Origin of the sequence: Halomonas urumqiensis (genome assembly GCF_003028575.1) — a bacterium.
In the GTDB taxonomy this organism is placed as follows: Bacteria; Pseudomonadota; Gammaproteobacteria; order Pseudomonadales; family Halomonadaceae; genus Halomonas; species Halomonas urumqiensis.
Genome location: NZ_PYUD01000001.1, coordinates 837,784 through 851,754, shown reverse-complemented (window position 1 = coordinate 851,754; position 13,971 = coordinate 837,784). Strand labels below are relative to the sequence as shown.

Genomic DNA, 13,971 nt, shown 5'->3' with positions numbered 1-13,971 from the left:
CGGTTGGAATGAACCTTTACAGGATACTAGATTGCAGGCTAATGATCAGTGCCGATCTGATCATGCCCCTTTACCGCTTCATGACGGGGAAAGGCATGACCAGGATCATGCCTGTGGGTCGGTCACGCCTTGCCATGACTGGCCCGAGGCCAAGAATACGAATATGCTCTGGTCATGATGAGGCCTTCGATGACGAAGGATAGGACACTCGACGGAGACTGAAATGCCCGGCTTGCTACCCAATGTCGATCCTGATGGGCTGCTGGAATACTCGGTGGTCTATACCGACCGCTCGCTCAACCACATGTCGGCACGCTTTCAGGAAGTGATGCGCGACGTCTCGGCCAGTCTCAAGCGCGTCTACCATGCGCACAGTGCGGTCATCGTGCCCGGCAGCGGTACCTTCGGCATGGAATCCGTGGCTCGCCAGTTTGCCGAGGAGCGGCGTTGCCTGGTGATCCGCAATGGCTGGTTCAGCTATCGCTGGAGCCAGATACTCGAAATGGGCAAGATCCCCGCAGAGATCAATGTGCGCAAGGCACGGCGCCTCGACGAGGATGATCCCACCTCGCCCTTTGCCCCGCCGCCCATCGAGACGGTGGTCGAGGCTATCCGCGACCAGCAACCCGACATCGTCTTCCTGCCCCATGTGGAGACCTCGGCTGGCATCATGCTCCCGGATGATTACCTGCGTCAGATCGCCGATGCCATCCACGAGGAAGGTGGGCTGTTGGTGCTCGACTGCATCGCTTCCGGCACGATCTGGGTGAACATGCAGGATGTCGGGGTCGATGTATTGATCAGCGCCCCCCAGAAGGGTTGGAGCGCATCCCCCTGCTGCGCCATGGTGATGCTCTCGAGGCTGGCCCGCGAAACCATCGATGAAACCACGAGCTCGAGCTTCGCCTGCGATCTCAAGAAATGGCTCTCGATCATGGAATCCTACGAGGCTGGTGGCCACGCCTATCACGCCACCCTGCCCACCGATGGCCTGGCGGTACTGCGTGATGTAATGCGCGAAATCGAGGCCTACGGGCTCGACAAGGTGCGCGAGGAACAGTTGGCGCTGGGAAACGGCGTACGTGCCCTGTTGGCCGAATTTGGCTTTCGAAGCGTGGCCGCCCCCGGCTTCGAGTCACCCGGTGTGGTGGTCTGCTACACCAGGGATTCCGGCATCGTCGGCGACTTTGCCGATGCCGGCCTGCAAGTCGCCGGTGGCGTGCCGCTGATGTGTGACGAAGGCGAGAATTTCAAGAGCTTTCGTATCGGCCTGTTCGGTCTCGAGAAGCTGCACGAGCGCGAGCGCACCCTGGCAAGCCTCAAGTCAGCGCTCCAGGCGATTTCCTCACGACATAGTGACCCGGTTCCCCCCGATGAGGAGTAGTTCCCCACGATGAGGAGTAACAGCTGACATAGCCAGGCCAAGCATCATCTCAACGGCTATCTCAACGACCAATCCCAGCGACTATCTCAACAGAATGTCAGAGGCGGCCAGTTGGCCGCCTCTGATGTCGTGTCGTCGGCTGAACGAGATGGCCACAAGGGGACTCAGGCGCCGCCATACCCGCGCGGCATGTAGCCGAGGTTATTCTCGACGGACTTCACCCCGGAGACGTTTTCCGCGGCGACCTGCACCGCCATCCTCTCGTCATGGCTCTCCACCAATCCCCAAAGCTGCACCTTGCCGTCAGAGACCATCACATTGATATGGTCGACCATCACGTTGGTGTTGGCCTCCAGCTCATCCAGAATCGCCCGGCGAATGTCCTTGTCATCCGTGGATACCCTGGCATCGAGCTCTGTGACCGAGAAACCACGAAGCAGGTTGGAGCGACTGACGATGCCGGTCAACTTACCGTTACTCACTACCGGCACCCGCTTGATGCGGTGCTTTTCAAGCAGTGCCGCAATGCGATGCAGCGGCATCGCTTCGTCGATGGTGATCGGCTCGGGCGTCATCACCTCATGGGCCAGGCGTCCGTGGGATTTCACATAGTCACCGGCATCATGCCCAGTGAAAAGCTTCAGCCACCACGATTTGTGGCGCTCTTCCTGTTGCTCGACACGACGCATCAGGTCTCCCTCACTGACGATACCCAGTACCTTGCCCGCCGCATTCACCACAGGTACCGCACTGATAGCGTGCTCGAGAAGCAGGCTTGCGATCTCGCGAACCTCGCTGTCGGGCGACACGGAAATGACATTTCTGGTCATGACATCGGAAGCTTGCATGATGAACCCTCAGGTAGATGGATCAATCACACTCCACTTGGGCCCAGGGGTGCGTAGACAAGTGAAGCCTTACCTGCAAGATAGCAACTGCGAAAATGTGCCGCCTTGACCTAGCTCGTGATTTAGTCGATCAAAACGACTGATAACACATCAGACCCACCAGGCTATCGAGGGGAATCGATCAGGAGACATCATGCCAGCAGGATTCGTATACGGGTCGCGGTGGCGTGTCGTTGCCAGCTAGACAGAGCCTGCCCCGCCTCGCCATCGCAGATCAGCACGTCGAACGCTTCGAGGCCGGCAAACCGGGCCGGTCGAATCACCCCGAGCTTGGTCTCGTCGACCACCAGGATGCACTGTGTAGCGGCGGCGATGGCGGCCCGCTTGGGCGCCACTTCGTGGAAGTGAAAGCAACTCACCCCACGCTCGGGGTCGACACCCGCTGCCGAAATGAAGGCCTTGTTGATGCCCAGGCGCTCGATGGCTTCATCCATATCGTCGCTACCGAACGATTGCGACGAGTCATGATAGAGGCCGCCGAGTAGAATCAACCTCACCCCGGGCAATGCCGCCACCGCACTGGCCACGTTGAGCGCGTAGGTCACTACCGTCAGCGCGTTGAAAGACGACAGAAGGCTCACCAACGGCATCAAGGTGGTGCCGCAGTCGATGAACAGGGTATCGCCCTCCTCGATGAATGCCGCCGCCTCATGACATAGCCGTTGCTTGGCGAAGTAGTGGCTACCTCGCTGCTCGTCGAGATCGTAGACCGGCGCGAACTGCGGGTTGTCCGCCATCACCAGCCGCCCTCCGATGAATACGATCGCCCCATCACTTGCCGCCACATCGCGGCGGATGGTCATTTCCGAGACCCCGCACAACCTTGCGGCCTCACTGAGGTGGATGGTACCGCCTCCCACCAGGGCCTCCTGAAGCCTGGCCAGGCGCATGGCACTTCGGCCGTTCATGAAACCTCCACCTCCCGAATTGACTGATTGCGCTCGAGTGATCGAGTGCTTGAGTGATCGAGTGCCAGTGTTTGACAGTTCAAGCTTGGCTCTATGCTGGGCCAGCTTGACGGGAAAAGCCATATCCACCGAACCGCTGCCGATGACGGTTTGCAAGGCTTGATAGCCGCGTTAGCGGGGATTCAGGCGATTGAGCCGCAACACCTCCAGCGGGTATCGAATGCGTGCCATTGAACAGGTGCTTGGCCTTCAGGGACACGCTGTGACAAAAAAATGTTAGAAAAATCACAAAACATGTTATAGCGTTCACATCAGTATCACCACCCTGTCTTATCGGTTCATCACAACGGTTCATCACAATCATAAATCGCGAGGTCCTCATGACGTTTTCCCGCATCCCTTCTCTGCTCGGAATGGGCGCCGGCACACTCCTGGCGGTTGCCAGCAGCCAAGCCATGGCGCTCGAGCCGCTGTGGTCGTTCGCCAACTTTTCGGTCAACTATCTCGACTGGTCCGACGGCACCGAACAGCGCACCGCCAGCAATGCCGCCAAGAGCGATTTCATGTACCTGGAACTCGAGGGCGGAGTGGGTTTCGAGTGGGGTGAATTCTATGGCTTTGCCGACCTGGAAAACCCCACCAACGATCGGTTCGATGAGGCAAGTGGCGGCCAGGATAACCTGCGCAGCGCCGCCAAGGTGACCTCGCACCTCTATCTGGGTGATTCGCCATTTTCGCTTTACGCCCATGTCTACGACTTCCGCGACTACGGGTTTGACGCACGCGAGCAGGATCAGATCCTCGGCCTGGGTTACCGGCACACCTTCGAGAATGGCGTGTGGATCAAGCCGTTCATCGGCGCCGCGCGGGTTCAGAGCGATGGCTACACTGGCATGAATGGCTACATGGCCGGCTGGGTGGCAGGCTACGATTTCAGTGCCTTCGACCAGGCCTTCAGCGTCACCAACTGGCACGAACAGACGTTTGCCCGTGACGACGATTACTTGACGCAGAATTATATCGGCGACAAGGCCGATGAGGTTGGCACCAATGGCGCCGTCAGCCTGTGGTGGCATCCACACGAGCGCATCACTACCGGCATCCAGTATCGCTATGCCGACAACAAGCTGGGCACACCGAATGCCTACCAGAACGCCATGATCTACAGCGTTAAGTTCAACTTCCTGTAACACATAACGCCCATACAATAGGTGCTGTCATGACCCTGATAATGAGCCTGGTGGGCATGGTGACCCTGGTTGCCATCGCCCTGGTATTTTCGACCAACCGCCGCTCGATACGCCTGCGTACCGTGCTTGGTGCCTTCGCCATACAGGCGGGCATCGGCGCCTTCGTCCTCTATGTGCCCTTCGGGCAATCGGTGCTTGCGACCATCTCCGGGGCCGTAAGCCAGGTGGTGATGTATGCCAATGACGGCATCGACTTCCTGTTCGGTGGCCTTGCCGATGTGGAAAACATCGGCTTCGTGTTCGCCATCAAGGTGTTGCCGGTGATCATCTTCTTCTCTTCACTGATCGCCGTGCTGTACTACCTCGGCATCATGCAGTGGGTGATCCGCATTCTCGGTGGCGCACTGCAGAAGGCACTTGGCACATCGCGCACCGAGTCGCTTTCGGCCACCGCCAACATCTTCGTCGGCCAGACCGAAGCACCGCTGGTGGTACGTCCCTTTATCGCCCGCATGACACCTTCGCAGCTGTTCGCGGTGATGTGTGGCGGCCTGGCATCGGTGGCGGGCTCGGTGCTCGCCGGCTACGCGGCCCTGGGCATTCCCATGGAATATCTGGTGGCGGCATCATTCATGGCCGCACCGGGCGGGCTGCTGTTCGCCAAATTGATCATGCCGGAAACCGAAGCGCCCGAGGACAGCGTCTCCGAAGCAGAGGCCCGGCTCGAGGAAGAAGAGGACCGCCCCGCCAATGTGCTGGATGCCGCCGCTTCCGGCGCCACTTCAGGCATGAAGCTCGCCGCAAACGTCGGTGCCATGCTGCTGGCCTTCATCGGCCTGATCGCGCTGATCAACGGCATGCTGGGTGGCATGGGTGGCTGGTTCGGCATGGAAAGCTTGAGCCTCGAGCTGATTCTTGGCTGGCTGTTCGCACCGCTGGCGTTCCTGCTCGGTGTGCCCTGGGAAGAAGCCACGCTTGCCGGCTCCTTCATCGGCCAGAAGCTGGTGGTCAACGAGTTTGTCGCCTATATCAATCTGGCGCCCTACCTGGATGGCGAGCAGGTCGTCGCGGCCACGGGCCAGGCGATGACGCCCCACACCATGGCGATTCTCTCCTTCGCGTTGTGTGGTTTCGCCAACCTGTCGTCGATCGCCATCCTGCTGGGGGGACTTGGCAGCATTGCCCCGAGCCGCCGTCACGATATTGCCCGGTTTGGCATCAAGGCGGTGCTGGCGGGTACCCTGTCCAACCTGATGTCCGCCTCCATCGCCGGGTTCTTCCTGGCGCTAGGGGCGCTGGGCTGATCGCGCGCAGGCGTTGCAACATTGTCACGCGTCATTGCGCGGATCACGACACTACCGAGCGCCGCGGCCATGTGCCGCGGCGCCATCTCACGCCACTCAACCACTCGGCGGATTCCACCATGACCGACACCATTTCCCAGCAGCGCCAGCAGATAGCCCGTCAGGCGCTGGCACTGATGGACCTCACCAGCCTCAACGACACCGACACCGATGCCACCATCGAAGCCCTCTGCCAGCGCGCCAGAACCCCCGTTGGCGCACCAGCGGCACTGTGCGTCTACCCGGCCTTCGTGGTGACCGCTCGCCGCGCCCTCACCGCCTACCAGCAGAACGACGCGATCCGCATCGCCACGGTGACCAACTTCCCCCACGGCAATGACGACATCATGGCCGCCGCTCGCGAAACCCGTGACGCCGTGGCCTCGGGTGCCGACGAAGTGGATGTCGTCTTCCCCTATCGCGCCCTGTTGGCGGGTAACGAAGAGGTGGGTGTGGAGCTGGTCGCCGCCTGCCACCAGGCCGCCGGCAGCGCACAGCTCAAGGTCATCCTCGAGACTGGCGAGCTTGCCGACCCCGCACTTATCCGCCGGGCGAGTGAACTGGCCATCGAAGGTGGTGCCGACTTCATCAAGACCTCCACCGGCAAGGTCGAGACCAATGCCACTCTTGAAGCCGCCGAGATCATGCTCACGGTGATCAAGGAACACGCCGCACGCACAGGCCAGCAGGTCGGCTTCAAGGCCGCCGGCGGCGTGCGTACCGTCGAGGATGCCGAAGCGTATCTGGCGCTGGCCGAGCGGCTGATGGGCAAGGCCTGGATCACTCCGGCGCACTTCCGCTTCGGTGCCTCGGGCCTGCTCGACAACCTCCTCGAGACCCTTGGCATCATGAACCGCGACCCGGCGTCTTCGGGAGGCTATTGATGGCCACCCGCGCCGCCCTTCCCCAGGAGTTGATCCGCGCCAAGCGTGATGGCAAGGCGCTCGACAGCGAGGCGATTCACCAACTGGTCGCGGGTATCAGCGACGGCAGCCTGGGAGATGCACAGGTTGGTGCACTGGCCATGGCGATCATGCTCAACGGCATGAATACCGCCGAGACCGTGGCACTCACCGAGGCGATCCGCGATTCCGGCCAGGTGCTCGAGTGGAACGACCTGGACCTTCCAGGTCCGGTGCTCGACAAGCACTCCACGGGCGGTGTGGGCGACCTCGTCTCGCTGGTGCTTGGCCCCTGGATCGCCGCCTGTGGCGGCCATGTGCCGATGATTTCCGGCCGTGGCCTAGGCCACACCGGCGGTACGCTGGATAAGCTCGAGGCGATTCCCGGTTATTCGATCAGCCCCGATACCGCCACCTTTCGTGCACTGGTCAAGGAGGTCGGGGTGGCGATCATCGGCCAGACCGCCGACCTGGCGCCCGCCGACAAGCGGCTCTACGCGGTACGTGATGTCACCGCCACCGTGGAATCGCTGCCACTGATCGTAAGCTCAATACTCGGCAAGAAGCTGGCCTGCGGCCTGGATGCGCTGGTGATGGACGTCAAGGTCGGCAGTGGCGCGTTCATGCCAACACCCGAGGCGGCGCGCGAGCTCGCCGGGGTCATCGCCGAAGTGGCAAGCCGCGCCGGCACGCCGACCACGGCGGTGGTCAGCGACATGAGCCAGCCGCTGGCGCCGTGCGCCGGCAATGCCATCGAGATCCACGAGGCGCTGCGCCTGTTGAGCGGTGAGAAGCGCCACGGCCGTCTACTCGATGTCACTCGGACGCTTGCCGCCGAGCTGCTGATGGCCGGCGGCCTGGCGGCCTCCCGTGACCTGGCCCTTGCACGACTCGACGAGACCCTGTCCTCGGGCGCCGCCGCCGAGCGATTCTCCCGCATGGTGGCGGGTCTCGGCGGTCCAGGCGACCTGCTCGAGCGCCCCGGCCACTACCTGCCCACGGCGCCGGTCATGCGCCCCGTGTATACCCGCCAGGCAGGCCGGGTCATGAGGATCGACACTCGCGCCGTCGGGCTCGCCGTGGTGGCACTGGGTGGTGGCCGGCGGAACCCCGCGGATGTCATCGACCCATCCGTTGGCCTGACCCACATCGCATCGATCGGCGAGCAGGTGGATGGCCAACGCCCGCTGGCGATGATCCACGCGGCAAGCGACGCCGATGCCGACGAGGCAGAGAGGCAAATACTGGGTGCCATGACGGTGGATGACTCCACCACCGCACCCCCTACACTGATCCATGACGTGATTCGTCGGGAGGCCCCATGACACGTGCCATCGTGCTGGTGCTCGACTCCTTCGGCATCGGCAGCGCGCCGGATGCCGAGCGTTTCGGCGATGCCGGCGCCGATACCCTTGGCCATATCGCCGCCGCCTGCGCGCGGGGCGAGTGCGAGATCGCCGGAGAACAGGGCCGCAGCGGTCCGTTGAGGCTACCCAACCTGGCAAGCCTTGGCCTTTATCATGCCCACCGCGAAAGCACCGGCGGCTGGGCAGAGGGGGTGGCCGTGCCCACAGGCATCACGGGCCGTCACGGCTTTGCCCGCGAGCTCTCCTCCGGCAAGGACACCCCTTCCGGCCATTGGGAAATCGCCGGTGTGCCGGTGCGCTTCGACTGGGGCTATTTTCCCGACAAGCAGGACAGCTTCCCCTCCGCCTTGCTCGATGCCCTGGTGAGCGAAGCCGGGTTGCCGGGAGTGCTCGGCAATTGCCACGCCTCGGGCACCGAGATCATCGCCCGGCTTGGCGAGGCGCATGTCACCTCCGGCAAGCCCATCGTCTACACCTCGGCGGATTCGGTGTTCCAGATCGCCGCTCACGAGGAAACCTTCGGTCTGCAACGCCTCTATCAAGTGTGCGAGACGGCGCGTGAACTGCTCGAGCCCTACAACATCGGCCGGGTCATCGCCCGCCCGTTCAGCGGAAGCACCGCCGCCGACTTCGCGAGAACCGCCAATCGCCGCGACTACAGCGTCGAGCCACCCGCCCCCACCGTGCTGCAGAAACTGCACGATGACGGCGGCGAGGTGATCGCCATCGGCAAGATCGCTGATATCTATGCCCACTGCGGCATCTCGCGCAGCGTCAAGGCCAGCGGCCACGACGCCCTGATGAGCGCCACCCTGGCGGCCATCGATGAGTCCGGCGAGCGCTCGCTGGTGATGACCAACTTCGTCGATTTCGACATGGTCTTCGGCCACCGTCGCGACGTCGCGGGCTACGCCGCAGCCCTCGAGCACTTCGATGCCATGCTGCCCGAGTTGCTGGAACGGCTTGCCCCGGATGACCTGCTGATCCTGACCGCCGACCATGGCTGCGACCCCACCTGGCCAGGCACCGACCACACCCGTGAGCACATCCCGGTGCTGGTGAGCGGCGCCGGCCTAGAGCCCGGCTCGCTAGGGGCGCGCGCGACCTTCGCCGATATCGGCCAGAGTCTTGCCAGCTGGTTTGGCCTGCCGCCCATGGATGACGGCGAAAGCTTTATCGCCATCTCCACGAGGTCCCACCGCACTTCAGATCATTCTACAAGCCCAGGAGGCCTGTAATGGCGACTCCCCATATCAAGGCCCAGCGCGGCGACTTCGCCGATACCGTGCTGATGCCCGGCGACCCGCTGCGCGCCAAGTACATTGCCGAGACCTTTCTCGAGGATGCCCGCCTGGTCAACAGCGTGCGCAACATGTTCGGCTACACCGGCCACTACCAGGGGCGCCCGATTTCCGTCATGGGCCACGGCATGGGCATTCCCTCGGTGTCCATCTATGCCAAGGAGCTGATCACCGATTTCGACGTCCGCAATGTGATCCGCGTGGGATCGTGCGGTGCCGTGCGCGATGACGTGGCGGTGCGCGACGTGGTGATCGGCATGGGCGCCTGCACCGATTCCGGCGTCAACCGCAGCCGCTTCGCCGGCATGGACTTCGCCGCCATCGCCGACTTCGCGTTGACACGCCATGCCGTGGATGCCGCCGAGGCCCGAGGCGTACCGGTCAAGGTGGGCAACCTGTTCTCGGCGGACCTGTTCTATGATCCGCGCCCGGAAACCGCCGAGCTGCTCAAGCGCTATGGCATCGTCGGCGTGGAGATGGAAGCCGCCGGCATGTACGGCGTGGCCGCCGAATTCGGCGCCCGGGCAATGACCATCTGCACGGTGTCCGACCACATCCTCAAGGGCGATTCACTGTCGAGCGATGATCGCGAACGCACCTTCGCCGACATGATGCACATTGCCCTGGAAACAGTGTTGCGTGACGACCAGGCCAAACGAGGTGACCAGGCATGAGTGGCGATACCTCCCCACCAGCGGAGATTCCCGCCGAGATCGCACGCGAGCTGGTGGCCGTTCGTGACCGCGCCTACGCCCCCTATTCGCACCATCCGGTAGGGGCGCTTGTCATCAGCGAAAGCGGTGCCCGCTACGTCGGTGCCAATGTGGAAGTCGCCCACTACAAGGGCCTCTGCGCGGAGGCCTCGGCGATTGCCGCCATGGCCAGCGCCGGTGAGCGAAAGCTCCGCGAGGTCTACGTGATCGGCCCTGGCCAACACCTGTGCACGCCCTGCGGCGACTGCCGCCAACGCATCCGGGAATTCGCCGATGCCGCGACCCGCATCATGGTGGTGGACGCACAAGGTCACCTACTGCGCCAGTACACCATGGACGAGTTGCTACCGGATGGCTTCGGCCCCGAGAATCTGGGCCAAGACGCGTCGACGGGTTGAGCCGCCCAGTGTCATGTTGTACGCCCATCAGACGTCGCGGGTGGGTGTCATTCGTGGCGCAGAATCCGGCAGAGTAATCCGACCGTTACTCGAAAGGCCTGACGCGGTGCTTGTCGGCAAATCCTGTACAACGGCGCAAACGCTGCCCGACAGAAACGGTGGGTCATGCGTCATTCATAGTGGCTCCAGAGCCTGAGGACTTTCACCACTCGCGCCTCCTCGAGCACCTGGTAGACCAGACGGTGCTGAATATTGATACGCCGTGAATAGGCCCCGTCAAGATCACCAATGAGCTTCTCGAACGGAGGTGGCTTGCGGTAGGGGTCTTCGGCTACCAGTGCCAGCAATTCCTGGGCTTTTGGCTTGAGGCCGCTGGAAGCGAGCTTCTTTGCGTCTTTCTGGGCTTGCTTGGTGTAAACCAACGTCCAGGTCACCAGTCCAGTTCCTCGCCGCATTCATCCACGGGGGTGTCCATTCCCTCACGAATGGACTCCCGCATACCTGGCACGGAGAGCAGGTACAGGGTTTCCTGAATCGCCGACCAGTCTTCTTCGGATACCAGGACGGCTTTGTTGCGCTTGCCCATGATGACGACCGGTTGATGGGACTCGGCGGTTTCATCTATCAACCGATAGAGGTTGCTGCGCGCCTCGGTTGCTGTGATTCCAGTCATGACGCACCTCGTCAGTGTTTCACTATTCTGTGTTCTTCAAATCTGCGTTCTTCTAATCTGCGTACTTCTAATCTGTGATCAGCTATTTAGTGTTCAACCATCCATTAAGTGTACGCCTTGTAGTACGTACGTCAAGGCGTTCGCCTTGTACGATCGGACTTCTAGACCGGGTCTGTCCTGTTTTGGACCGGCCCCGAGAACCTGGCGCCGTGAGACAAGCGACTTGGCCGACGCCAAACGCCGCCGGGACTTGCCATCCCCGAGCCGCAAGGCGACCATAGCGAATCGTCCCCATGAATCCCTGATCGCCATGCCCGGAGCCAGGCCATGAGTGCCGACCGCTTTTCGCCTTTCGAGCGGTTGCTGCTGGAAAGTCGTCATCCGCCTGATACTGCGGCATGCCTGCTGTTGGCCTGGGTCATGACCCAGCGCGGCCCGATTGGCCAGGTAGAACATGCCGCCCTGGAAGCGCTGACACAACGACATCGCCATGGCCATGACCTTACCGTCCTGCTGAGCATTGCCGCGGATCAGGATCTCGACGCGATTCAGCTGGCCTGCGAGCTCCTTTCGCGACATCAGGCCGAGCTGGACGGCGACGCCTTCCTGCGCCAGGCCATTCGCCTGGCCTCGCCCGCCAAGCCGCCAACCCTTGCCCAGCAGCATTTACTGGGGTTTCTGGCCGACCTGCTGGGGGTCGCCCCGCATGACTTCTCGCCGCTGTTCGCATCGCTTACCGGCACGCCATGGCGAGCACCGGCCGACCCTAGCCGCCAGGCGTTCTGGGGGCCTCAACCGCAACACTCCGAGGAAGGCCACGCTCAGGCTGACCCTTCGAGCAGCCAACGCAGCGCGCTGATCGCATGGATGCGCCGCTGGCTTGCCGAGCTGGCTGGCGCATGGCCACGCTGGCGAGAGGCGCGCCACCAGCAGGGCAATGCCAAGCGCGAGCGGACCCGGCAAGAGCAAGCCCAGCGTGAGCAGCACCATCAACGCCAGGAAAACAAGGCAGGCGGGTCTGCCCACCGCGAGCGGCATGAGCAGCACGAGACCAGTGATGAACAGCCGCCGGGTGGCGTTCGTACCCGCCAGGCGCTAGCGGTACTGGGCCTGACACCAGGGGCCTCGCGCAGCGAGATACGCAAGGCCTATCGGCGCCTTGCCCAGGTGCATCATCCGGATCGTTTCCACCACCAGGGCGACGCCGTGGTCGCCCGGGCTTCACGGCGCTTTCAGCGTATCCGCAGTGCCTACGACCACCTGACCAGGGCGGCCTGACATGCGCGACCTCTACCGACGCCTGGGCATTGCCCCGAATGCCAGCCAGGATGACATTCGCGATGCCATCGCCCGCTGTTCCCACGCCGCGCTGCGCCAGGATGCCACCCGGGTGCTTGGCGATGAGCGTTGCCGCAGCGAATACGATGCCCTTTACACCACGCTTTCCGATCTCGGCCGCTTGCGCGCAAGGTTGGGCCTGACCCATGCGCCCTTCTGGCGCGATGGCCTGGCCGATGATTTTTCGCTGCCGTCCGATACCCGCGGCTCCCACCACGATGCCCTGCGCGAGCGTCTGATGCGCGCCGTCACGCTGCATGATCGCTGGCAACGCCTGGGTGGCGTTGGCATCACCGTGCTGACCCTGACCAGTGCCATGATCGGCGCCGCCTTGACCGCCTGGTGGCTGTGAAAAGACCGCCTGGTGGCTGTGCAAGGATCACTGTCCGGGATGCATCGAACGAAAGGGACCAGCGCCCAAGCGCAGCAGGTTCCACCGGGCAAACGTGAGGATGGGCGCCACTCAACTGGTCTGTCGAACCATCAGCTCCACTGGCAAGGTGACATGCTGCGCCGGTTTGCCGGCCAGCGCCTCGCCCAGCAACACCACCGCCCGCTCGGCAACCGCCTCGATGTCCTGGCGTACCGTGGTCAATTGGTCGGCCAGGGTCGGCAAGTCATCGAAGCCGGTGACCGCCACCTGCTGGGGAACGCCGATGCCATGATCTTCCAGAGCCGCCAGGCACCCCAGCGCCAATTCATCGGTGGCGCAGGCCAGCGCATCGAAGGGCAGGTTATCGAAGGCTAGATCATGCCCAGGCTCGGTCGACGCTTTGCCAAGCGACACGAGCCAGCGGTTCAGGTAACGGTAGCTGGTCAGGGACGCATCGACGACCTCGTGGGGCAGGCTGAGCAGCCGCTCCTCCAGCCCTGCCTCGTGCAGCGCGTCACGATACCCCATCAGCCTGAGATGCTTGTGCGGCGATGCAAGCTCCCCCCCCACGAAGACGATGTGCCGGCGGCCGCGCTCGACCAGGTGCCGAGTGGCCAGGTAGAGGCCATGTCGCTCATCGAGCCCCACCGAAAACCCGCTTGGCGATTCACCAACGCGAACGCACGGCACCTGCCGCTCGCCAAGCCAGGCCTCGCGGGCATCACCGGGAAACTCACCGAGCAGGATCGCCGCGCCGGCGCTGTCCGGCAGCCTTGCGGTCTGGTCGTGGGCGAAGAAGACCGGCACCATGCCCTGCCGATGCAGAGCCAGGGTCAAGTGCTGGTACAGCAGGATGTAGTAAGGGCGCAGCTCGATGTCCTTACGCCCCAACGAGATGCCCACCACCGCGGCCTTGCCACTGATCAGTTGTCGCGCGGCGGCGCTCGGTCGATAGTCGATTTCCCGGCTGATGGCGAGAATATGCTCTCGCAGACCCTCGCTGATGCCCGGTTTGCCATTCAGGGCACGGCTGACGGAGGCAATCGACACACCGGCCCGCTTGGCGATTTCGTGAATAGTGGCCGCCTTGGCCGACGCTCTGGTCATGGGTCTTCTAGTGTCCCTGTGGGCATTGCCAATGCGGAACCTCGACAATGTGGAAGTATCCGCGCG

General features: G+C 62.9%; 15 protein-coding genes. 10 read left to right on the top strand and 5 right to left on the bottom strand.

What is annotated here, in order from left to right; all coding sequences use genetic code 11:
• Positions 1-223 precede the first annotated feature (223 nt).
• Positions 224-1,384 carry an aminotransferase class V-fold PLP-dependent enzyme gene (locus C6V82_RS03515; RefSeq protein ID WP_102589481.1) on the top strand — a complete coding sequence of 387 codons (1,161 nt, stop codon included), beginning with the start codon at positions 224-226 and terminating at the stop codon, positions 1,382-1,384.
• A gap of 164 nt (positions 1,385-1,548) precedes the next feature.
• On the opposite strand, the gene C6V82_RS03510 is transcribed toward C6V82_RS03515, so the two are convergent.
• Entirely contained in the window at positions 1,549-2,232 is a 684-nt protein-coding gene (locus C6V82_RS03510) for a CBS domain-containing protein (RefSeq protein WP_102589480.1), read from the bottom strand.
• 191 nt (positions 2,233-2,423) lie between these two features.
• Positions 2,424-3,200, bottom strand: coding sequence for a DeoR/GlpR family DNA-binding transcription regulator (locus C6V82_RS03505; RefSeq protein WP_102589479.1), 777 nt, complete (start codon positions 3,198-3,200; stop codon positions 2,424-2,426).
• Between the two features lie 380 nt (positions 3,201-3,580).
• Between C6V82_RS03505 and C6V82_RS03500 the strand changes: the two genes are divergently transcribed.
• The 7 genes from C6V82_RS03500 (at position 3,581) to cdd (ending at position 10,414) form a co-directional block, all read left to right on the top strand.
• On the top strand, positions 3,581-4,390 hold the full coding sequence (locus tag C6V82_RS03500; protein WP_102589478.1) for an outer membrane protein OmpK: 810 nt from the start codon (positions 3,581-3,583) through the stop codon (positions 4,388-4,390).
• A 29-nt stretch (positions 4,391-4,419) separates the two neighbouring features.
• Positions 4,420-5,694 (top strand): NupC/NupG family nucleoside CNT transporter, encoded by a 1,275-nt coding sequence (locus C6V82_RS03495; RefSeq protein ID WP_102589477.1) that lies wholly within the window; start codon positions 4,420-4,422, stop codon positions 5,692-5,694.
• 119 nt (positions 5,695-5,813) lie between these two features.
• Positions 5,814-6,617 carry a deoxyribose-phosphate aldolase gene (gene deoC, locus C6V82_RS03490; RefSeq protein ID WP_102589476.1) on the top strand — a complete coding sequence of 268 codons (804 nt, stop codon included), beginning with the start codon at positions 5,814-5,816 and terminating at the stop codon, positions 6,615-6,617.
• The gene (deoA, locus tag C6V82_RS03485) at positions 6,617-7,960 is read left to right on the top strand and encodes a thymidine phosphorylase (RefSeq protein ID WP_102589475.1); all 1,344 of its coding nucleotides are present in this window, start codon (positions 6,617-6,619) and stop codon (positions 7,958-7,960) included. Before deoC ends, deoA begins: the two co-directional genes overlap by 1 nt.
• Positions 7,957-9,240: a phosphopentomutase gene (locus C6V82_RS03480; protein WP_102589474.1), complete on the top strand. Its 1,284-nt coding sequence runs from the start codon at positions 7,957-7,959 to the stop codon at positions 9,238-9,240. The genes deoA and C6V82_RS03480 overlap by 4 nt, the downstream gene beginning before the upstream one ends.
• On the top strand, positions 9,240-9,977 hold the full coding sequence (gene deoD, locus C6V82_RS03475; protein ID WP_102589473.1) for a purine-nucleoside phosphorylase: 738 nt from the start codon (positions 9,240-9,242) through the stop codon (positions 9,975-9,977). The genes C6V82_RS03480 and deoD overlap by 1 nt, the downstream gene beginning before the upstream one ends.
• A complete protein-coding gene (gene cdd, locus C6V82_RS03470) occupies positions 9,974-10,414 on the top strand; it encodes a cytidine deaminase (RefSeq protein ID WP_102589472.1) in 441 nt (146 codons plus the stop codon). Before deoD ends, cdd begins: the two co-directional genes overlap by 4 nt.
• A gap of 170 nt (positions 10,415-10,584) precedes the next feature.
• Here cdd and C6V82_RS03465 read toward each other — a convergent pair whose 3' ends face one another.
• Both C6V82_RS03465 and C6V82_RS03460 read right to left on the bottom strand, forming a co-directional pair.
• Complete coding sequence (locus C6V82_RS03465) at positions 10,585-10,848, bottom strand: Txe/YoeB family addiction module toxin (protein WP_102589471.1); 264 nt, start codon at positions 10,846-10,848, stop codon at positions 10,585-10,587.
• Positions 10,845-11,087, bottom strand: coding sequence for a type II toxin-antitoxin system Phd/YefM family antitoxin (locus tag C6V82_RS03460; protein ID WP_102589470.1), 243 nt, complete (start codon positions 11,085-11,087; stop codon positions 10,845-10,847). The genes C6V82_RS03465 and C6V82_RS03460 overlap by 4 nt, the downstream gene beginning before the upstream one ends.
• A gap of 327 nt (positions 11,088-11,414) precedes the next feature.
• Here C6V82_RS03460 and C6V82_RS03455 point away from each other — a divergent pair, with 327 nt between their 5' ends.
• Together C6V82_RS03455 and C6V82_RS03450 are read left to right on the top strand one after the other, a co-directional pair.
• Positions 11,415-12,365: a J domain-containing protein gene (locus tag C6V82_RS03455; protein ID WP_102589469.1), complete on the top strand. Its 951-nt coding sequence runs from the start codon at positions 11,415-11,417 to the stop codon at positions 12,363-12,365.
• 1 nt (position 12,366) lies between these two features.
• A complete protein-coding gene (locus tag C6V82_RS03450; protein ID WP_102589468.1) occupies positions 12,367-12,777 on the top strand; it encodes a J domain-containing protein in 411 nt (136 codons plus the stop codon).
• Between the two features lie 111 nt (positions 12,778-12,888).
• Here C6V82_RS03450 and C6V82_RS03445 read toward each other — a convergent pair whose 3' ends face one another.
• Positions 12,889-13,905 carry a LacI family DNA-binding transcriptional regulator gene (locus tag C6V82_RS03445; RefSeq protein WP_102589467.1) on the bottom strand — a complete coding sequence of 339 codons (1,017 nt, stop codon included), beginning with the start codon at positions 13,903-13,905 and terminating at the stop codon, positions 12,889-12,891.
• Positions 13,906-13,971: the final 66 nt, after the last annotated feature.